Origin of the sequence: Rhizorhabdus argentea (genome assembly GCF_037861105.1) — a bacterium.
In the GTDB taxonomy this organism is placed as follows: Bacteria; Pseudomonadota; Alphaproteobacteria; order Sphingomonadales; family Sphingomonadaceae; genus Rhizorhabdus; species Rhizorhabdus argentea.
Genome location: NZ_JBANFK010000024.1, coordinates 25,045 through 43,166, shown reverse-complemented (window position 1 = coordinate 43,166; position 18,122 = coordinate 25,045). Strand labels below are relative to the sequence as shown.

Here is an 18,122-nt window from a genome sequence, read left to right as displayed (position 1 = left end):
TAAGCCCGCCTGCCACAGCAATTTTCGGCGAGGCGCCCTAATCCACGAACAGCAACGCCGGTGTCTCGATCAGCCGCTTGATCGCCTGGACGAAGCTTGCCGCGTCCCAGCCGTCGACGACCCTGTGGTCGCACGAGATCGACAGGTTCATCAGCTTGGCTGCGACGACGACGCCTTCGCGGAATATGGGGCGCTCGACCACTTTGTTCGGGCCGATGATCGCGACCTCCGGGCGGTTGATGACAGGTGTGGTGGCGATTCCACCGAGCGGACCAAGCGAGGTGATGGTGAGCGTCGAACCAGACAGCTCCTCGGACTTCGCCTTGTTGGTGCGGGCAGCGTCGGCAAGGCGGAGGATCTCGCTCGCCAGCTGCCAGACGTTGCGGCCTTCGGCGTTGCGGATCACCGGCACCATGAGACCTGCATCGGTCTGCGTCGCCATGCCGAGATGGACTGCGCCCGAGCGGGTGACGATCCCCGCCTCGTCGTCATAGCGCGCGTTGATCATCGGATAGTCCGGCAGCGCCTTGCAGATCGCCGTGATCAGCAGCGGTAGCAGGGTGAGCTTCGGCTTGGCGCCGCGCGTCGCGTTGAGGTCGGCGCGCAGCTCCTCCAGCTTGGTGACGTCGATTTCCTCGACATAGGTGAAGTGCGGAATAGTGCGCTTTGAGGCTGCCATATTTTCGGCAATGCGGCGGCGCAGGCCGATGACCTTGATCTGCTCGTCGGCACGAGCTGCACCTGCGGCGCGGTATCCCCCCGCCGCGTTATAGCTGAGGAAGGCGTCGAGATCGGCATGGCGGACGCGCCCCGGTTCGACAGTCTTCACATCGGCGAGATCGATGCCGAGATCCTTCGCGCGCTGCCGCACGGCGGGGGAGGCGAGGACGCGGCTATGCCGATCCTCCCCGACACGGGGAGGGGGACCATGCGCAGCATGGTGGAGGGGGGCCTCGGCACTCGCAACGGCAGCAGGCTGCGCTGGTGTCTCGCCCCCTCCACCGGCTTCGCCGGTCCCCCTCCCCGTGCCGGGGAGGATATTAGGCTCCGCCTTCACCACCTGCGCCGCTTCGTTCGGTGCCACCTCTATCGTCGGCTCGGAAGCCTCGTCCTCCGTCTCGAATATCGCCAGGATCGAACCGATCGCGACCTGCTCCCCCACCTCGCCCGCCAACTTGACGATCCTGCCCGCCACCGGCGCCGTCATCTCGATCGTGGCCTTGTCGGTCATCAGGTCGGCGAGCGGCGCGTCCTCCTCGACGACATCGCCGACTGCGACGTGCCAGGCAACAATCTCCGCTTCGGCGATGCCCTCGCCGATATCCGGCAGCTTGAAACTATAGCTTCCCATCTCGGATCAATCCTGCATGACGCGCTTGAGCGCTTCGGTCAGCCGCACCGGACCGGGGAAATAAGCCCATTCGAGGCTGTGGGGATACGGCGTGTCCCAGCCGGTGACGCGTTGAATCGGCGCTTCCAGCGAGTGGAAGCAATGTTCCTGGACCAGCGCCGATAATTCGGCGCCGAAGCCGCTGGTCTTGGTGGCCTCATGCACCACGACGCAACGCCCGGTCTTCTTCACCGAGGCGGCGATCGTCTCCATGTCGAGTGGCAGCAGAGTGCGCAGGTCGATCAGCTCGGCATCGATCCCACCTTCCACGACCGCTCCGAGCGCGACATGGACCATTGTGCCGTAGCTCAGGATGGTGACGTCCTCGCCGGGCCGCACGATCTTCGCCTTGCCTAGCGGCACGGTATAGTGGCCTTCGGGCACGGCGCTCCCGGCGAACTTCGCCCAGGGCGAAACCGGGCGATCATAATGACCGTCGAAAGGACCGTTATAGATGCGCTTGGGCTCGAAGAAGATGACGGGGTCATTGTCCTCGATCGCGGCGATCAGCAGGCCCTTGGCGTCGTAGGGATTGGACGGGATTACCGTCTTCAGACCCGCGACATGGGTGAAGATACCCTCGGGACTCTGGCTATGGGTCTGCCCGCCGAAGATGCCGCCGCCGAACGGAGTGCGTAGCGTGATCGGCGCGGTGAATTCGCCCGCCGAGCGATAACGCAGCCGCGCCGCCTCCGAGACGAGCTGGTCGAGCCCGGGATAGATATAGTCGGCGAACTGGATTTCCGGCACCGGCCGCAACCCATAGGTCGCCATGCCGACCGCGACGCCGATGATGCCGTTCTCGCTGATCGGCGTGTCGAACACGCGGGTCTTGCCGTACTTTTTCTGCAAGCCCTCGGTCGCCTTGAAGACGCCTCCGAAATAGCCGACATCCTCGCCGAGCACGACGATCTTGTCGTCGCGCGCCATAGCGACGTCGAGCGCCGAGTTGATCGCCTGGATCATGTTCATGGTGCGGGTTTCACCGGTCATGTCGCGGCTCCCCTCACTGTCGTCATCCCAGCGAAGGCCGGGATCTCAGGAGACAAGAAGACGGTGTCACCGCAGGAACCGACCGAGATTCCAGCTTCCGCTGGAATGACGAAACAGGGTTGGTCCTTGAGCATTATATCCCCGCCGCCTTGCGTTCGGCCTGCATCTCGGCCGACTGCTCGCGCAGATGCCAGGGCATTTCCTCGAACACATCCTCGAACATGCTGTCGAACGGCTGTTTAAGGCCATCCTGGAGGACGCCGTTCTTCTCGGCCTCCTTCTGCGCCGCCCGCACCATCTCGGCGAGTTCCCGGTCCATCGCCGCGTGGCGCTCCTCGTCCCAGATGCCGAGCGCGATGACATGCTGCTTCAGCCGCGCGATCGGATCGCCCAGCGGCCATTTGCCCCCCTCCTCGGCCGAGCGATATTTGCTCGGATCGTCCGAAGTGGAATGGCCCTCGGCGCGATAGGTGAAATGCTCGATCAACGTAGGGCCATGATTGCCGCGAGCGCGATCGGCCGCCCATGAGGTGGCGGCATAGACCGCCAGCGCATCGTTGCCGTCGACGCGCAGCCCCGCGATGCCATAGCCGATCGCGCGCGCCGCGAAGGTCGTAGCTTCGGCTCCGGCGAAGCCGGAATAGGAGGAGATCGCCCACTGGTTATTGATGATGTTGAGGATGACTGGCGCCCGATAGACCGAGGCGAAGGTCATCGCCGAGTGGAAGTCGCCCTCGGCGGTCGATCCCTCGCCGCACCATACCGCCGCGATCCGCGTGTCGCCGCGCGCCGCGCTGGCCATCGCCCAGCCCACCGCCTGCGGATATTGGGTGGTGAGGTTGCCGGAGATCGAAAAGAAATTGGCCGCACGCACCGAATACATGATCGGCAGCTGCCGGCCCTTCAGCCGATCCGCACGGTTCGAATAGATCTGGTTGATCATGTCGACGATCGACCAGTCGCGCGCGATCAGCAGCCCTTGCTGGCGATAGCTGGGGAAGCACATGTCATCATAGTCAAGCGCGTGCGCCGCCGCGACCGAGGTCGCCTCTTCGCCGGTGCATTTCATGTAGAAGCTGGTTTTGCCCTGGCGCTGAGCGCGGTAGAGCCGCTCGTCGAACGCCCGCGTCAGCGCCATGCTGCGAAGCATCTTCAGCAGCGTTTCGGGGCTGAGCCGCGGATCCCATGGCCCTTGCGCCCGCCCCTCGTCGTCGAGCACGCGCACCATCGTGTAGCTCAGTTCGCGGATATCGGCGGGCCTGGCATCGATCGCCGGCCGCGCCACCGCACCGGCTACCGGCACTTCGAAGTCGCTATAATCGGCGTGATCGCCTGGTCGGAACGGCGGCTCCGGCACGTGGAGCGACAGGGGCGGCAGGTTGCGGCCGGTCATCGGCAGGATCCTCTCAAGGCCGCCGCCTAGTGGAGCGGCTTAGTCAGGAAATAATAACACTGCGATATAAAATTACAAAGACGTTCAAGCTTGTGGCTGCGGAACGCTCGATCCTTTCGGGCGTGACATCCGCTAAGAAATTTCCTGTGACCTCAAGCAGGGACGGCGAAACAAAAGGTTGCGCGCTCACTCCGTGAGGAGGATCGGCAGCCGGCAAATCGCTTCCAACCCCCCGCCCTCGCGATTCGCCAGGGTCAAGCCGCCGCCATGTTCCTGCGCGATGGCGCGGGCAATGCTCAGGCCCAGGCCGATCCCGCCCGTTGAACGATTGCGCGAGGGTTCGCCACGCTCGAACGGCCGGAACATTGTCTCCAGCGCCTTTGCCGGAACCCCGGCGCCGCGGTCCGCCACGCGGATCACGGCCTCTCCATTTTCCCGCTCCAGTGTGATTTGGGTCCCGCCGCCATAGCTGACGCCATTGTCTATCAGGTTCTGGAACAGGCGCCTGAGCGCCATGGGGTCGCCCGAAACCGCGACCGGCTTGATCTCGCCCAAACCCACTGGGCGGCCGACCTCACGCTCGCCCGCTGCAAGATCGGCGAGCAACAGGTGCAGTTGCACCGGTTCGACGGTGCTGATCCGAGCGGTGTCGCGCACGAAGGAAATGGTAGCAGCGATCATCGCCCGCATCTGCTCGATATCGCCCTGGATCTTCTCGCGCATCTCGTCGGGGGCGCCCTCGATCCGAAAGGCGATCCGCGCCAGCGGCGTACGCAGGTCATGCGCGATCGCACCGATCATGTTGGTGCGCTCGGTCAGATAGGCCGAGAGTCGTTGCTGCATCCGGTTAAGCGCATGGGCCGTGACGCGCAGTTCGGCCGGGCCCTCCTCGATGATGAGCGGCGCCTGCGGATTGGCGCCCATGCGGTCGGCGGCTTCGGCGATACGGCGGATTGGCTTGGCGAGCGCGCGGGCGAAGATCCAGGCGAAGGGGATTACGGCGAGAATGCTGAGGCCGAACAGCATGACGATGCGGGTTTGCCAGGGGGCCAGCCAGGCCCGGGGCGGAGTGCGTACCACCCGCCAGCCATTGTCCGTCTGCAACCCCGCCACGACCGTATCGAAGAAGATCGGTTCGCCGCCGCGCATGATAACCCGCCGGTCTCCGTTCGCACGGAACGGCATATGGCCGCGCTGATCGGGGTCGAAGTAGAGGCGGACGCGATCGATCGGTACGCCGATCTGGGCCGCGAGGCGGGCCGTGAAATAGGGCACGGCGATCATCTCATGGTCGGGCTGCGGCACCGATGCCGCCTGCACCATGCTCAGCCGCCGCTCACGCTGGCGCTCTTCATAATCGGAACGCGGCGGCTCCAGCGGCTCCGCCAGCCGACCACGATAATCGCGCGGAATGACCATGGTCTGCCAGGACGGGCTGCGCGCGACACGACGACCTGACAGAGCCTCGGCGATATCGGAAAGGCTATTGAAGTCCGGACGTGGCGGTGGTGACGACAGGAACAGACTGACGGTGACGACGAACACCGCGGCAACGCTGGCAAGCAGCAGCAGCAGCGTCTGCCAGAAGATCGACAGGGCTGGGCCGCGCGCGCGCTTCATCCGCGGCTCTATTCGCCCTCCACCCGCAACGTGAACATATAGCCCTCGTTGCGGATGGTGCGGATCGGATCGTCGGGCCCCAGCTTCTTGCGCAGCCGGCTGATCGTCACGTCGATGGCGCGGTCGAACACGTCGCTGTCTATGCCCTTGCCCGCCTCGATCAGCTGGTCACGGCTGAGCACACGCTGGGGACGGTCCAGAAAGGCGGCCAGAACCCGAAACTCGGCATCGGTGAGCGGCGCCGGCGCAGCGTCAAGCCGCCGCACTTCGCGCTGGACGATGTCGAGCGACCAGGGGCCGAAGCGCCGCACCGCGCCGCCGGCCGCCCCAGCCGCCTCGTCGCCGCGACGGCGCAGCACAGCCCGGATGCGGGCGAGCAGTTCGCGGGGATTGCACGGCTTGGCGAGATAGTCGTCGGCGCCGACCTCCAGCCCGATGATACGGTCGGTATCCTCGCCCATCGCAGAGAGCATGATCACCGCCGGTCCACCCGGCTTGCGCAGCCGGCGCAGGATCGACAGCCCATCCTCGCCCGGCATCATCAGATCGAGCACGATGAGGTCGGGCCGCTCGGCCGCGATGCGAGCGTCCATCTCGGCACCGTCGGCGGCGCTCTCGACGCGCAGGCCGTTGGCACGGAGGAAATCGGTTATCAGCGTGCGCAGATCCGCGTCATCGTCGACCACCAGGATCGCGGGATTGGCGCTGCTCATCGGCGCGCCTTCGCTTCCTTGACGCGGGCGAGACAGGCGGCATTGGCGGCGATTTGGGCTGGCGTGCTCGGCAGCTGGGCCAAGGTCAGCGCCTTGCTCTGATTTGGATCGAGGTCGCGGAAGCGCTCGGCCGCGGCGGCGCGGAACTCCTTGGCAGACACGGCGCGGTTGATGTCGTCATCGGCCGAGGCGACCGGATTGGGGATATTGAGGAAACCGTACCGGCCCGCACCCGTCGCGCCATCGAAACCGGGCGGACCGCCCTTGTATCGCTGCGAACGCTGCCGTTCGTCGTCGCGCTCCGCTCTCGGCGCGCCGCGCTCGCCGCCTGGCCTGCGCTGGTAGAGGCGAATCTCGGGGGCGACATCCTGCTCATAGGCATAGACTTCGTCGGGCAGCAGCTCGCCGTTATGATCCTTGTCGAGCGTCGCGAAGAAGCGGTCGCCATCGAGCATCATCTCGCCGATCGTCAGCTTGCCGTCATGATCGCGATCGGCCTGATCGAACCAGCGTCTGGGTGGATTGTCGTCATCCCCCTTCGGCCGAAACGGCTCACCCATCGGCGATATGAACAGCTGCGGCTTGATCGGCTCGGAGCAGATCGCCGGCGGCGCTGCCGGCCGTGCAACGGCAGGCGCCGCCATCACCGCCAGCAGGAGGAACGCGCGTTTCATTCGTGCCGCAAAGCCTCGATCGGGTTGAGCGACGCCGCGCGGCGCGCCGGGAAATAGCCAAATACCACACCGATGACCGCCGAGAAGAAAAAGGCGAGCAGGTTGATCTTGGGATCGAAGATGAAAGGCACCTGGAGCACCGGCGCGAGAAGGATCGTCGAGACCAGCGCGAGGAACAGCCCGAGCAGACCGCCGAGACAGGCCAGCGTTACCGCCTCCACCAGAAATTGCAGCAGCACCTCGCGCGCGACCGCGCCGATGGCGAGGCGGATGCCGATTTCGCGGGTCCGCTCGGTGACCGACACCAGCATGATGTTCATGATCCCGATGCCGCCCACCAGCAGGCTGACTGCGGCCACCGCGCCGAGCAGCGAAGTAAGGATCTGGGTGGTGCCCTGCAGCGTATCTGAAATCTGCTTGGTATCGAAGATGTTGAAGTCGTCCTCAGCGTCCGCGTTCAGGTGGCGGCGCTCGCGCAGCAATTTGCGCAGCGATGCCTGGATCTGCTGGCTGTCATATTCGGCGTCGACCGACACCATGATCGTCCGCACATCACGATTGCCGGTCATTCGCCGCTGCACCGCCTTGTACGGCATCAGCACGACATCGTCCTGGTCATTGCCGAAGCCGCCCTGCCCCTTGGCCGCGAGCGTGCCGATGATCTCGCAGGAGATATTCTTGATGCGGAAGCGCTTGCCGACCGCATCGGTACCGCGAAACAGCCGGGTGCGAACGGTGTTGCCGATGATGCACACCGCCTTGCCGGACTGCTCCTCGGCCGGGCTGAAGGATCGCCCGCTGCTGAACGTCCACGGCTGCGCGATGAAATACTCCCGATTGGTGCCGTTGATCGTCGTCGACCAGTTGGCGGCGTTGTAGACCGCGGTGCCGGTCGACTGGACCAGCGGCGCGACCGCGGTCACCCCGACGATCTGGCTGCGGATCGCGTCGAGGTCCTCGATCTTGAAGTCGGGCGGCTGCGGCCCGCCGCCGCCGCGCCCGAAGCCCTGGCCGGGGCGAACCTGGAGCACGTTCGAGCCGAGGCTGGAAATCTGCTGTTTGACCGCGGCGGTGGCGCCGTTGCCGAGCGTGACCATAGTGACCACCGCCCACACGCCGATCACGATGCCGAGGATCGTCAGGAACGAGCGCAGCAGGTGCCGTCGGATTTCGCGGACCGCAAGGAGGAAGGTCGTGGCGTACATCAGGCAAGCACCTCGCCCCAAGCCGTCATTCCAGCGAAGGCTGGAATCTCAGGAGGCTCGGTCGCGCCTTTGCCGCACGAGATTCCAGCCTCCGCTGGAATGACGGTGAACGGAAATGGAGTCGCGCTCACCCCGTCACCCCCGGCCCCTTCGTAACCTCGGTCCGCTCTACGAGGCCATCGCGGAAGTGGATGATCGTATGAGCATAGGCGGCCATGTCCGCCTCGTGGGTGACCATCAGCACGGTGATGCCGCTGTTGCGGTTGAGGTCGGTCAGCAGTTCCATGATCTCCACCGAGCGTTCGCTGTCGAGGTTGCCGGTCGGCTCGTCCGCCAGCAGCACGTCGGGGTGGGTGACGATCGCCCGGGCGATCGCAACCCGCTGCTGCTGGCCGCCCGACAATTCCGCGGGTGTGTGGTCCCACCAATCGGCGAGGCCGACCTTGTCGAGCGCGGCCATGGCCATGGTGCGACGGGTGGTCTTGTCCTCGCCGCGATAGACCAGCGGCAACTCGACATTCTCGAGCGCGGTGGTGCGCGCCAGCAGGTTGAAGCCTTGAAAGACGAAGCCGAGATACCGGCGGCGCAGGAGCGCGCGCTGATCGCGCTCTAGCCGTTCGACATGGTGACAACGGAATAGAAACTCACCGGCGGTGGGCACGTCGAGGCAGCCGAGGATGTTCATCGTCGTCGATTTGCCGGATCCCGAGGGGCCCATCACGGCGACGAAATCGCCGCGTGCCACATCGATGTCGACCCCCTTGAGCGCGGCGAAAGCGGTCGCGCCCTCACCGAAGACCTTGGTCACGCCGCGCAGCGATATCAGCGTCTCGCCGATGGCGATATCATTGGCCATTGCGCCGCTGTCCGCCTCCGGCGCCGCCAGCGCCCGCACCGCCACCGCCCTGGCCGTCGGCGGCAAACTGGCCGATGACGACCTGGGTGCCTTCGGTCAGCTTGCCGCCGGTCACCTGCGCCTGGCTGCCATTGCTCTCCCCGACGGTGATCTGGACAGGCTGGGGCGTGTCACCACCCTCCGCCACGACATAGACGGTCTGCTTGCTGCCGCGTCCGATCGAAGCCTCCTTGGTACCGCTGCCACTACGCCGCATCGGCCGGGGAGCAAGCACGCTGGCGAGCCCGCCGCTGTCGCTGCCCGCTCGCTGGCGATCGGGCGAGAAACGCAGCGCCGCGGTCGGCACCAGCAGGACATCCTTCTTCTCGGTGGTGACGATGTCGGCAGTCGCGGTCATGCCGGGCCGAAGCAGCCCGTCGCCGTTCGAAACGGTCAATCGCGCCGTGTAGGCGACGACGCCGCTGGTAGCCGCGCTGCTCGTCGTGGTCGTGCTGGATGTGCCGCTGGTTGTGGCGTTGGCGCCGACATCGACCCGCTCGATCGTCGCGGGGAAGGTCCGGCCGGGGAAGGCGTCGACGGTGAAGGTCGCGCGCTGGCCTTTGCGAACCTGCCCGACATCGGCTTCGTCGACCTTCACCTCGAGCCGCATCTGGCGGAGGTCCTCGGCGATGGTGAAGAGCACCGGAGCATTAAGCGAAGCGGCGACGGTCTGGCCCGGCTCGATCGATCGCGAGAGCACCTGGCCGTTGACCGGAGACTTGATGAAGGCTTTCGACAGCGCCGTCTGCGCAGAGGACAGCGTTGCACGCGCCTGCTCGACCGCGGCGCGCGCCGTCGCAACGCCGGCCGCCGCACGGGCGGCATCGGCCCGCGCGACGTCCAGTTCGGTGGCGGATGGCACCTTGCCGCCCGATAATCGCCACACGCTTTCCTGTCGTCGCAATGTCGCGCGCGCCTGCTGCTCGGTTGCCTCGGCCTGCTGGACGCCGGCCTCGGCAGACGCGAGCCCGGCCTGCGCCTGGTTCACCGTGTCCTCGAGCCGCGACGGATCGAGCTTGGCGAGGAGCTGGCCTTTGCGAACACGATCATTGTTGTCGACATAGACCTCGACCACCGTACCCGACTGCTCCGAACCGACCTCGACCTGGTTCGTCGGTGCGAGGTTGCCGGTCGCGGACACGACGACAGTGAGGTCCCCCCGCTCAACCGGGCGCGTCGCATAGGCAGCCTTGTCGTCGCCGCCGAAGATCAGCCGCCAGAGGATCACCAGCACGACCAGGATGGCAAGCCCTATGCCGATCCGCCGGAACAGCGCCGCGCGCGGCGAAACCGGCTCGATGCCGAGAAATTCGTCCAGATCCTGCTGCGAAGACACCGGCGACGGCGGTTGCTTGTCGGTATCGTCCATCAAGGTCTCTTTTCGGACTGCATTGGTAGCTCGGCTGCCTTGCCGCCGCCTTCGAACGGGCCTGGCGCCGGGATCGGCGCCGCCTGCCAGCCGCCGCCCAACGCCTTGTAGAGCTGGATGGTAGCACTGGCGCGGGCGGCGCGCGCGGTCGCCGTCGCGTCCTGGGTTGACAACAGGCTGCGCTGCGCATCGAGCAGCGACTGGAAATCGATCAGACCGGAGCGATATTGCAGGCGGGCATATATCGCCGCGTTGTTGGCGGCTTCGTAGCTCACGACCAGATCGCCCTCGCGCCGCTCGGCCACCTCCCGGCTCTTGAGCGCATTCTCCGCCTCCTCCAGCGCGGTTAGCACGGCCTTGCGATACGCGTTATAGGCCGCGTCGGCGGCAGCGCGCTGGCCGAGGATAGCAGCGCGGATCTGGCCACCTTCGAAGATCGGCGCGGTGATGCCGGCGATCAGATTGCCGATGCCGTTGCTGACGACATTGCCCACGGATGTCGCCGAACCGGCGAAGGTGCCCGACAGCCTGAGCGCGGGATAGAGCTGCGCGGTCTCGACACCGATCCGCGCGCTTTCGGCGGCCAATGCGCGTTCGGCGCTCGCGACGTCGGGCCGACGCTCGATGACCTGCGCGGGGATGGGCGCACCGACGCCGGGAGCAAGCGGTATCGATGCCGGCGGATCGATCAGCGCGGTGACGGCGCCGGGCGCTTCTCCCAGCAGCACGGCGATGTGGTTCACTGCGGTGCTATAGTCGTTCTCGATCGTCGGGATCGATGCCGCGGTCTGGGCGCGGAGCTGGCGCGCCTGTTCATAGTCCAGGCTTGAGACCAGCCCGGCCTGGCGTCGCCACCCGACGATCTCCAACGTATCGTCCTGCGACGACAGGTTTTCGCGCGCGATGCGCAATCGGATCTGGGCGAGCCGGGCATCGACATAGTTGAGCCCGACCTCCGAGGCGATGCTCGCCTGGGTGAAGCGCAGATCGGCTTCGCCAGCCTCTGCGGATGCCCTAGCCGCTTCGATCGAACGGCGGATGCCGCCGAACAGATCGGCCTCCCACGCCACATCGAAGCCGCCGCGATACACGGTCGTGTCGCCGCCGCGGCTTATCGTCTGCCCCGTGGCGGGATCGATGATGGATGAGCCGTTGTTGCCTATGCTGCGCGATACCGAGGCACTGGCGTCGACCGAGGGCAGCGCCTGCCCCTGCGCACCGCGCAAGCTGGCGCGCCCCTGCCGCAGCCTCGCCCCAGCGGCGGCGACATCGAGATTGCCGGCGAAGGCGCGATCGACCAGTTGGGTCAGCACCGGATCCTCGAAGCTTTCCCACCAGCGGGCGAGATCGACCATGTCCTGCTCGGGCGTGATCGTGGAGGATGCCTGGAACTGATCGGGTATCTTCAGCGCGGACGCGGCCGGAGGTCGATAGTCGGGCCCCGCATTGCATGCGGACAGCAGCAGCACCACCAGCGCCAGGCCAGGGCGTGATGCGTATGCAAGGCAATCGTCCGTCTTCATGCCGCTGCTCTTAGAGTCCTTTCATGTCGCGCGATGTCATCAATGAAATGCCGGTTTCCGGGGCACATAATCCGCTTCGTTGCCCGCCCGCAACAAGGCGGACGGCAAAACGCCCGCCCGCCGAGATGGCGGACGGGCGCCTGACGCGCTGATCGGCGCCTGCCGTCAGTTTACCGCGGCAAAAGCGTCCGCCTGCTGGCCGACCAGCGTCACTTCGACGCGGCGGTTCTGCTGGCGGCCTGCGGCTATCTTGTTGTCTGCAACCGGTTGGGCTTCGCCATGGCCGACCGCGGTGATCCGTTCCGGCGCCACCCCCATGCCGGCCAGGGCGGTGCGCACCGCTTCGGCACGCGCCTGCGACAGCTGCTGGTTGTAGGCATCCGCGCCCTGGGAATCGGTGTGGCCGTCGATCCGCACCTTCACTGTGGGATTGGCCTGGAGATATTGGGCGAGCGGCTGGAGCCGCTGGGCCGAGCCCGCCTTGAGATCGGCCTTGCCGGTTTCGAACACGACATCCTGGAGAACCAGTGTCGCACCCAGCTGGGTCTGCTTGAGCTGGTACTCGCGCATCTGCGCCTTCAGCCGATCAGCCTCGGCCCGGGCGGCGGCAGCATCGGCCTGCGCGCTGGCGACCTTGTCGCTGGTCTGGGCCGCCGCCTGCGACTTGGCCCGCTCGACGTCTTCCTTGAGCATGGCGATGCGGGCCCGGGTCCGCGCGGTTTCGATCAGCGCATTGATCTCGCCGGCGACCGCCTCGGCTTGGCCGGACTTGTCGTTGTCGAGTTTCTTGTCGAGCTTGGCGATCCGGTCCGATGCGCGATCGAGATAGACCGCGCCATATTCCGCGACCCCGGGCTCGGCCCGCGCGACCGCGATCTTCTCGCGATATTCGTCAGTGACGAGCTTGTCGGTCTTGTCGGCGAAGGCCGGGACGGCGGCGCCTGCGACCGCCGTGGCGGCGGCGAGGCTGATCATGAGCTTGTTCATTATGATATCCTCTCCAGCCGATCAGTTGACGGCGATCTTCGAACGCTCGGTTTCGAGCGCCCGCAGTTCGGCGGTCGCGACCGCGAGATCCGCGAGTGCATCCGCCTCCTGCGCGAGGACCAGTGCGTGGCGATCCTCGTCCTTGCGGAACTGGGCGTTGGCTTCATCGAGCACGCTGCGGCTGCGGTTGAGCACGTCGCCAGCGTTGCCGCCGGCGCCCGCCTTTTCGGCGGCATCCAGCTTGGCCTTCGCCGCCGCTATGGCGACGCGCGCGTCATCCTCATCCCCGGCGATCGCCGCGCCCGACACGGCAAGCGCCGACAGACTCGCGGCGGCGAGGCCGACATAAAACAGTATTTTCATGATCCAACTCTCCGCATGCTGCTGCACGGTCGGTAAAACCGGTGGTCGCTGCTCTGGTTCCGTTTCCGAATCGGTACGCGCGATTGTCGGCGCGGCGGTAAAGGCCTATCCTGGTGCAATAGCTGGATAGGAACCGACGATGAGGATCCTGCCTACCTACCGGGAAGTCGCCGGTTTTGCCGCGCTGGGGCTGCTGGCCTGCTCCCTGCCTGCAGCGACGCCGGAGATCGCGCCCAGCGAGAACGTCCAGGGCGGCCGCGACCTGAGTTCGCGGCTGACGGTTCCCGTGACGATCAATGGCGGCGGACCCTATCATTTCGTGGTGGATACCGGGGCAGAACGCACGGTCATCTCGCGAGAACTGGCGGACCGGCTTACGCTGGCGCCGGCGAGACCGGTCACGCTGCTCAGCATCGCCGGCATGGACGAGGTGCAGACGGCGATAGTGGCGGAACTGCGCCTGACCTCTAGCCGCAGCTATGTCTCCGATCTCGAAGCGCCCATATTGTCGCAGGAGCATCTCGGCGCCGTCGGCATGCTCGGCATCGACAGCCTGCAGACCAAGCGGGTGATCATGGATTTCCGCAAGATGCGCATGTCGATCAGCGACGCGAGCCATGCCGCGCCGGTGGTAAGCGACGAGATCATCGTCACCGCACGCCGACGGCTCGGCCAGTTGATTCTGGTCGATGCCGACGCCGACGGACAGAAGATCAGCGTCATCATCGACACCGGATCCGCTGTTTCGATCGGCAATCCGCTGTTGCGGGCGAAGCTGGCGAAGCGCCACCGTCTCGGTCCGTTCGTACCGATCAGCATTACCAGCGTCACCGGTGGCCAGACACTGGCGGACTATAGCTCTATCCGGCATGTGCGGATCGGCGGCGTCAGCATCAACGATATGCCGATCGCCTTTGCCGACGTGCAGATCTTTCGCCGGCTGGGGCTGGACTCCAAACCGGCGCTGCTGCTGGGCATGGACGCATTGCACGCGTTCGACCGCGTCTCGATCGACTTCGCCAATCGCAGTGTCCGCTTCCTGCTGAACGGCGACGCGCTAACGGCGCCGCTGCCGCGAATGGCGGAGAACATGCTGCCGAAGCGCGGTTGATGCTTCTGCTGGACGCGTGGGCGATACGCGCTAGACTGGCTTTCCCGTCCGTGGAGAATGCCATGCGTTCCTTGCTGAAAACCGTAAGCCTGCTCGCAATGCTCGCTCTGCCGCTCGGCGTGACCCAAGCCGCCATTCCCGTGGGCGCGAAGGCCCCGGCTTTCGACACGCAGGCATCGCTGGCCGGCAAGAACTTCGCCTTCTCGCTGTCCAAGGCGCTGAAGAAGGGGCCGGTCGTGCTCTATTTCTTTCCTGCCGCCTTCACCTCGGGCTGCACGGTCGAGGCGCATGCGTTCGCCGAGGCAACCGAAGAGTTCAACAAAATGGGCGCGACCGTGATCGGCATGGCCGCGGATCCCATCGACAAGCTCAGCCGATTCTCGGTCGAGGAATGCCGCAACAAATTCGCGGTCGGCGTCGCCACACCGGCGATGATCAAGGGCTATGATGTCGCGCTGGCGCTGGTGCCCGGCCGAACCGATCGCACATCCTATGTAATCGCCCCCGACGGCAAGGTAATCTTCGCCTACACCGCGATGAGCCCGGTCGGGCATGTCACCGGCACCATGGATGCGGTGAAGGCGTGGAAGGCCACGCATTAACCGACAGCGACAATTGTACATGCGGTTGGACAACAGGCGCGAACCCCTTACATCGGGCGCATGACCAGCCCCGCCCCCATCCGTCTGTCCGTCCTCGATCAGTCTCCTGTCGCCGAGGGAATGACCGCCGCCGAGGCGGTGCGCAACACCCTCGATCTGGCGCAAACCTGCGATGCGTTGGGCTATGATCGCTACTGGCTTGCCGAGCATCATGCCTCTCTGGGTGTCGTCGGCGTCGCCCCGGAAGCGCTGATCGGTCCCGTTGCGCTGGCCACGAAACGAATCAGGGTCGGATCGGGCGGGATCATGCTGCCCCATTTCTCTCCCTTCAAGATTGCCGAGACGTTTCGGCTGCTCGGCGCAATAGCGCCCGGCCGCATCGATCTGGGTCTCGGTCGCGCAGCGGGGTCCGACCAGCGTGCCGCTTATGCGCTGCAGCGCGATCGTTCGCGCCGGATTCCGTCGGACGATTTTCCCAACCACGTCGCCGAACTGCTCGCTTATCTTTCGGACAGCCTGCCTGCCGATCACCTTTTCGCAACGCTCGCCCAAACGCTGCCCGACGGCACCGAGGGATCACCGGCGCCCTGGATGCTCGGCACCTCGCCGGACAGCGCCAGATGGGCCGGGGAGATGGGTTTGCCCTACTGTATCGCCGACTTCATCAATCCGCACGCGGTGCCGCTGGCGGACGTATACCGGCGCGCCTTCCGACCTTCGATATGGTGCGGCGAACCACATCTGATGGTCGGTTTATGGGCGATCGCTGCAACGGACCGCGCGGAAGCCGAGGAACTGGCGATGCCGTTCGCGATGATGTTCGCCCATGTGCTTGCGGGCAAGATGATGCGCATCCCCTCGATCGAGACGGCGCGGGTTTGGGCGCGCAACAATGTCGGCGCTGCCCAGCGGGACCGGCGCATGCTGCTGGGGAATGGCCGCGAGGTGCGTGCGGAACTGGAAAGCGTCGCCGCGCTCTATGGTGCGCAGGAGATGATGCTCGTCAACATCATGCCGGACCATGGGAAGCGGCGGCGCTCCTACGAACTGGTTGCCGAAGCCTTCGGGATGCGGCAAAACGCCAAGGCGGCCTGATCATTCTCGCTCCCGCGTCCAGCCTTTTGTGGATGGACCGGCGGCAACCGGCGGGCCGCAAGAGAGCAGCCCGCCGTCGCCCCAATCAGCGCGCGCCGCGGACCATCAGGCGGGTCGGCATCGCCGATGCCATCTCGCCGCTGGCGGCCGCTATCGCGTTGGAGGCGAGCCGTGCGGTTTCGCGCTCCGCCTGATAGTTGCACGCGGCGTCGGTTTCGCAAACTGCGCGAACGGCCTGCTTGAGGCGCGAATGCAGCACGACCTTGCCGCGTGCCTGGTTCAAGTCGAGGTCGGCGATGTTGACGGTGGCCGTACGGGTAAGCGCGTCCGTCGCAGCCACCGCAATGTCTTCCGGCGCGGCGAGCGCGGCCGTCGACAGCCCCGCCGAACAGGCGAGCGCGATCAGCGCATATTTGATCATTGTCTCTTCTCCTGCTGGCGCCGGACCTGTGTCGGCTCGTACGCCCGTTCTGTTTTCATGCAGCCGGGTTCGACTACAGCCAGCCCTTAGCTCGCCCGACTTCTATAGGCATTAATGGCATGCCCGACAATGGCGGAAATCTGCGCTTTTCTGCGGCACTGCAGCCTCGCGGTTGCAGCATTGTAGCAGTGACAATGCCTCAGCCCACATGATCGATCAGCGCCTGGGCCGCAGCAGGATTTCGCTCCTTGGCGCCGCCGATAATGAATATGAAGGTTTCTCGAGCCGTGTCGATCGGTTGGCCTGCTCCAACATATGGCAGCCCGGCCGGTGCTTTGCCCGCGGCCCAATCCGTAATGCAGTTCGCCCATTTCTTCAGTTCGGCTTCGCTGTAGCCAGCCGGCACATCGCTGCGGGTTTGCTGTAGCCGGGCATATACGAATGGCGCGGTGAGGTCGGCTATGGCCGGATATTCGGGATGATCGGCGAAGACGATCGCGCAGCCATGCGCGCGCGCCATATCGACGAATTGGGTACAGACGAAACTGTCGTGGCGCACCTCTAGGGCGTGGCGAAGCTCGACACCCTCCTGCTCGCGCGGCAACAGGGCCAGAAAGGTAGCGAAGTCCTGTGGATCGAACTTCTTGGTCGCCATGAACTGCCACAGGATCGGCCCGAGCTTGGAACCCAACTCGGCTATGCCCTGGCCGACGAACTTCGCGATCGAGTCCGCGCTTTCGGCGAGGATCTTGCGGTTGGTGCAGAAGCGCGATGCCTTGACGGTGAAGACGAAGCCGTCAGGCACGGTCTCGGCCCATTTGATCCAGCTATCGCGCTTCTGGGTTCCGTAATAGGTGCCGTTGATCTCGATCGCGGTAAGGTGACTGCTCGCATATTCGAGCTCGCGCGCATGCTGGAGCCCCTTCGGATAGAAATTATCGCGCCACGGTTCGTAGGTCCAACCGCCGACTCCGATGTGGATCGCGCCCGCCATCACAAGCTGGCGCCGTCGACGGCATGGATCTTCAGCGCATCGATGTCGATGCTGGGCACGCAACGCAGGTTGACGGCGATCATCGCCTTGCCGTCGGGGGTCTTGCCGATGGCAAAGGGTTGACTACCGCACGTCGTGCAAAAACGGTGCTCGATCACATGCTTATAGAAAAAGTAGCTCTCTAGGTCGTCCTGCCCGCGCTCAAGCGTGAAAAGGTCGGCCGGAAAAAAGGCGAGCAGAAAGCCTTTGCGCCGACAGTGCGAACAATTGCAGGCCATCGCCTCGACCGGAGGTTCCGCGTCCACCTTGAAGGCAGCCTTGCCGCAGTGACAGCTTCCCTCGAACGGCATTTCTTCGCCTCTCCTTACATTTCGATCAGCGTGGTGAACCCACCATAGATCATCCGCTTCCCATCGAACGGCATGTGCTCGGCATCCTGTTTCAGGCGCGGGTCGGCCATCACCTTCTTGTTGATCTCATCGCGGGCTGCGCGCGATTCATAGGTAATCCAGGAAAAGACGACCGTCTCGTCGTCCTTCTTTTGAACCGCTCGCGGGAAGCTGGTCAGTTCCCCATAGGGGACGTCATCGGCTATGCATTCGACATAGCTGAGCGCGCCATATTCCTTCCAGACCGTCCCGGCCAACTCGGCAACGGCCTTGTAGGCGTCGAGCTTGTCCGTGGGCACCGCGAGCAGGAATCCGTCAACATACGGCATCGCATCACTCCTTCCAAAGCTTGCCGGACACTGCCGCTTCCGCGGCGGGGATCGCG

The 18,122-nt window shown here is 65.3% G+C and carries 19 protein-coding genes; 3 read left to right on the top strand and 16 right to left on the bottom strand.

Annotated elements, in window-relative coordinates; all coding sequences use genetic code 11:
* Nucleotides 1–37: 37 nt before the first annotated feature.
* From AAC645_RS17425 to AAC645_RS17370, 12 genes are all read right to left on the bottom strand, one after another.
* The gene (locus tag AAC645_RS17425; protein ID WP_340317851.1) at nucleotides 38–1,351 is read right to left on the bottom strand and encodes a dihydrolipoamide acetyltransferase family protein; all 1,314 of its coding nucleotides are present in this window, start codon (nucleotides 1,349–1,351) and stop codon (nucleotides 38–40) included.
* A gap of 6 nt (nucleotides 1,352–1,357) precedes the next feature.
* Nucleotides 1,358–2,362 carry an alpha-ketoacid dehydrogenase subunit beta gene (locus AAC645_RS17420; protein WP_340317865.1) on the bottom strand — a complete coding sequence of 335 codons (1,005 nt, stop codon included), beginning with the start codon at nucleotides 2,360–2,362 and terminating at the stop codon, nucleotides 1,358–1,360.
* A 154-nt stretch (nucleotides 2,363–2,516) separates the two neighbouring features.
* Complete coding sequence (locus tag AAC645_RS17415) at nucleotides 2,517–3,776, bottom strand: 3-methyl-2-oxobutanoate dehydrogenase (2-methylpropanoyl-transferring) subunit alpha (protein WP_340317850.1); 1,260 nt, start codon at nucleotides 3,774–3,776, stop codon at nucleotides 2,517–2,519.
* 186 nt (nucleotides 3,777–3,962) lie between these two features.
* Nucleotides 3,963–5,396, bottom strand: a complete 1,434-nt coding sequence (locus AAC645_RS17410) for a HAMP domain-containing sensor histidine kinase (RefSeq protein ID WP_340317849.1) — start codon at nucleotides 5,394–5,396, stop codon at nucleotides 3,963–3,965.
* Between the two features lie 8 nt (nucleotides 5,397–5,404).
* Complete coding sequence (locus AAC645_RS17405) at nucleotides 5,405–6,109, bottom strand: response regulator (RefSeq protein ID WP_340317848.1); 705 nt, start codon at nucleotides 6,107–6,109, stop codon at nucleotides 5,405–5,407.
* Complete coding sequence (locus AAC645_RS17400; RefSeq protein WP_340317847.1) at nucleotides 6,106–6,783, bottom strand: EF-hand domain-containing protein; 678 nt, start codon at nucleotides 6,781–6,783, stop codon at nucleotides 6,106–6,108. The genes AAC645_RS17405 and AAC645_RS17400 overlap by 4 nt, the downstream gene beginning before the upstream one ends.
* Nucleotides 6,780–7,988 (bottom strand): ABC transporter permease, encoded by a 1,209-nt coding sequence (locus tag AAC645_RS17395; protein ID WP_340317846.1) that lies wholly within the window; start codon nucleotides 7,986–7,988, stop codon nucleotides 6,780–6,782. The genes AAC645_RS17400 and AAC645_RS17395 overlap by 4 nt, the downstream gene beginning before the upstream one ends.
* Before the next feature lie 127 nt (nucleotides 7,989–8,115).
* Complete coding sequence (locus tag AAC645_RS17390) at nucleotides 8,116–8,844, bottom strand: ABC transporter ATP-binding protein (protein WP_340317845.1); 729 nt, start codon at nucleotides 8,842–8,844, stop codon at nucleotides 8,116–8,118.
* Nucleotides 8,834–10,252 carry an efflux RND transporter periplasmic adaptor subunit gene (locus tag AAC645_RS17385; RefSeq protein ID WP_340317844.1) on the bottom strand — a complete coding sequence of 473 codons (1,419 nt, stop codon included), beginning with the start codon at nucleotides 10,250–10,252 and terminating at the stop codon, nucleotides 8,834–8,836. The genes AAC645_RS17390 and AAC645_RS17385 overlap by 11 nt, the downstream gene beginning before the upstream one ends.
* A complete protein-coding gene (locus AAC645_RS17380; RefSeq protein WP_340317843.1) occupies nucleotides 10,252–11,775 on the bottom strand; it encodes an efflux transporter outer membrane subunit in 1,524 nt (507 codons plus the stop codon). The genes AAC645_RS17385 and AAC645_RS17380 overlap by 1 nt, the downstream gene beginning before the upstream one ends.
* A 165-nt stretch (nucleotides 11,776–11,940) precedes the next feature.
* Nucleotides 11,941–12,762, bottom strand: coding sequence for an OmpA family protein (locus AAC645_RS17375; RefSeq protein ID WP_340317842.1), 822 nt, complete (start codon nucleotides 12,760–12,762; stop codon nucleotides 11,941–11,943).
* A 21-nt stretch (nucleotides 12,763–12,783) separates the two neighbouring features.
* The gene (locus AAC645_RS17370; protein WP_340317841.1) at nucleotides 12,784–13,125 is read right to left on the bottom strand and encodes a hypothetical protein; all 342 of its coding nucleotides are present in this window, start codon (nucleotides 13,123–13,125) and stop codon (nucleotides 12,784–12,786) included.
* A 139-nt stretch (nucleotides 13,126–13,264) separates the two neighbouring features.
* On the opposite strand from AAC645_RS17370, the gene AAC645_RS17365 reads away from it, so the two are divergent.
* The 3 genes from AAC645_RS17365 (at nucleotide 13,265) to AAC645_RS17355 (ending at nucleotide 15,933) form a co-directional block, all read left to right on the top strand.
* The gene (locus tag AAC645_RS17365) at nucleotides 13,265–14,236 is read left to right on the top strand and encodes a retroviral-like aspartic protease family protein (protein WP_340317840.1); all 972 of its coding nucleotides are present in this window, start codon (nucleotides 13,265–13,267) and stop codon (nucleotides 14,234–14,236) included.
* Nucleotides 14,237–14,298: 62 nt separating this feature from the next.
* The gene (locus AAC645_RS17360) at nucleotides 14,299–14,838 is read left to right on the top strand and encodes a peroxiredoxin (protein WP_340317839.1); all 540 of its coding nucleotides are present in this window, start codon (nucleotides 14,299–14,301) and stop codon (nucleotides 14,836–14,838) included.
* A 60-nt stretch (nucleotides 14,839–14,898) separates the two neighbouring features.
* On the top strand, nucleotides 14,899–15,933 hold the full coding sequence (locus AAC645_RS17355) for an LLM class flavin-dependent oxidoreductase (RefSeq protein ID WP_340317837.1): 1,035 nt from the start codon (nucleotides 14,899–14,901) through the stop codon (nucleotides 15,931–15,933).
* Between the two features lie 85 nt (nucleotides 15,934–16,018).
* Here the strand turns inward: AAC645_RS17355 and AAC645_RS17350 are convergent, their stop codons facing one another.
* The 4 genes from AAC645_RS17350 to AAC645_RS17335 form a co-directional block, all read right to left on the bottom strand.
* Nucleotides 16,019–16,354, bottom strand: a complete 336-nt coding sequence (locus AAC645_RS17350; RefSeq protein ID WP_340317835.1) for a UrcA family protein — start codon at nucleotides 16,352–16,354, stop codon at nucleotides 16,019–16,021.
* Between the two features lie 199 nt (nucleotides 16,355–16,553).
* Nucleotides 16,554–17,348 carry a DUF72 domain-containing protein gene (locus AAC645_RS17345; protein WP_340317833.1) on the bottom strand — a complete coding sequence of 265 codons (795 nt, stop codon included), beginning with the start codon at nucleotides 17,346–17,348 and terminating at the stop codon, nucleotides 16,554–16,556.
* Nucleotides 17,348–17,698: a GFA family protein gene (locus tag AAC645_RS17340; protein ID WP_340317831.1), complete on the bottom strand. Its 351-nt coding sequence runs from the start codon at nucleotides 17,696–17,698 to the stop codon at nucleotides 17,348–17,350. Before AAC645_RS17340 ends, AAC645_RS17345 begins: the two co-directional genes overlap by 1 nt.
* Before the next feature lie 14 nt (nucleotides 17,699–17,712).
* The gene (locus tag AAC645_RS17335) at nucleotides 17,713–18,066 is read right to left on the bottom strand and encodes a DUF1428 domain-containing protein (protein ID WP_340317829.1); all 354 of its coding nucleotides are present in this window, start codon (nucleotides 18,064–18,066) and stop codon (nucleotides 17,713–17,715) included.
* Between the last annotated feature and the right edge of the window lie 56 nt (nucleotides 18,067–18,122).

What these genes read in the sequence shown, in the direction of transcription:
- AAC645_RS17425 (WP_340317851.1), bottom strand. Translation starts at nt 1,351, where the DNA reads ATGGGAAGCTATAGTTTCAAGCTGCCGGATATCGGCGAGGGCATCGCC.
- AAC645_RS17420 (WP_340317865.1), bottom strand. Translation starts at nt 2,362, where the DNA reads ATGAACATGATCCAGGCGATCAACTCGGCGCTCGACGTCGCTATGGCG.
- AAC645_RS17415 (WP_340317850.1), bottom strand. Translation starts at nt 3,776, where the DNA reads ATGACCGGCCGCAACCTGCCGCCCCTGTCGCTCCACGTGCCGGAGCCG.
- AAC645_RS17410 (WP_340317849.1), bottom strand. Translation starts at nt 5,396, where the DNA reads ATGAAGCGCGCGCGCGGCCCAGCCCTGTCGATCTTCTGGCAGACGCTG.
- AAC645_RS17405 (WP_340317848.1), bottom strand. Translation starts at nt 6,109, where the DNA reads ATGAGCAGCGCCAATCCCGCGATCCTGGTGGTCGACGATGACGCGGAT.
- AAC645_RS17400 (WP_340317847.1), bottom strand. Translation starts at nt 6,783, where the DNA reads ATGAAACGCGCGTTCCTCCTGCTGGCGGTGATGGCGGCGCCTGCCGTT.
- AAC645_RS17395 (WP_340317846.1), bottom strand. Translation starts at nt 7,988, where the DNA reads ATGTACGCCACGACCTTCCTCCTTGCGGTCCGCGAAATCCGACGGCAC.
- AAC645_RS17390 (WP_340317845.1), bottom strand. Translation starts at nt 8,844, where the DNA reads ATGGCCAATGATATCGCCATCGGCGAGACGCTGATATCGCTGCGCGGC.
- AAC645_RS17385 (WP_340317844.1), bottom strand. Translation starts at nt 10,252, where the DNA reads ATGGACGATACCGACAAGCAACCGCCGTCGCCGGTGTCTTCGCAGCAG.
- AAC645_RS17380 (WP_340317843.1), bottom strand. Translation starts at nt 11,775, where the DNA reads ATGAAGACGGACGATTGCCTTGCATACGCATCACGCCCTGGCCTGGCG.
- AAC645_RS17375 (WP_340317842.1), bottom strand. Translation starts at nt 12,762, where the DNA reads ATGAACAAGCTCATGATCAGCCTCGCCGCCGCCACGGCGGTCGCAGGC.
- AAC645_RS17370 (WP_340317841.1), bottom strand. Translation starts at nt 13,125, where the DNA reads ATGAAAATACTGTTTTATGTCGGCCTCGCCGCCGCGAGTCTGTCGGCG.
- AAC645_RS17365 (WP_340317840.1), top strand. Translation starts at nt 13,265, where the DNA reads ATGAGGATCCTGCCTACCTACCGGGAAGTCGCCGGTTTTGCCGCGCTG.
- AAC645_RS17360 (WP_340317839.1), top strand. Translation starts at nt 14,299, where the DNA reads ATGCGTTCCTTGCTGAAAACCGTAAGCCTGCTCGCAATGCTCGCTCTG.
- AAC645_RS17355 (WP_340317837.1), top strand. Translation starts at nt 14,899, where the DNA reads ATGACCAGCCCCGCCCCCATCCGTCTGTCCGTCCTCGATCAGTCTCCT.
- AAC645_RS17350 (WP_340317835.1), bottom strand. Translation starts at nt 16,354, where the DNA reads ATGATCAAATATGCGCTGATCGCGCTCGCCTGTTCGGCGGGGCTGTCG.
- AAC645_RS17345 (WP_340317833.1), bottom strand. Translation starts at nt 17,348, where the DNA reads ATGGCGGGCGCGATCCACATCGGAGTCGGCGGTTGGACCTACGAACCG.
- AAC645_RS17340 (WP_340317831.1), bottom strand. Translation starts at nt 17,698, where the DNA reads ATGCCGTTCGAGGGAAGCTGTCACTGCGGCAAGGCTGCCTTCAAGGTG.
- AAC645_RS17335 (WP_340317829.1), bottom strand. Translation starts at nt 18,066, where the DNA reads ATGCCGTATGTTGACGGATTCCTGCTCGCGGTGCCCACGGACAAGCTC.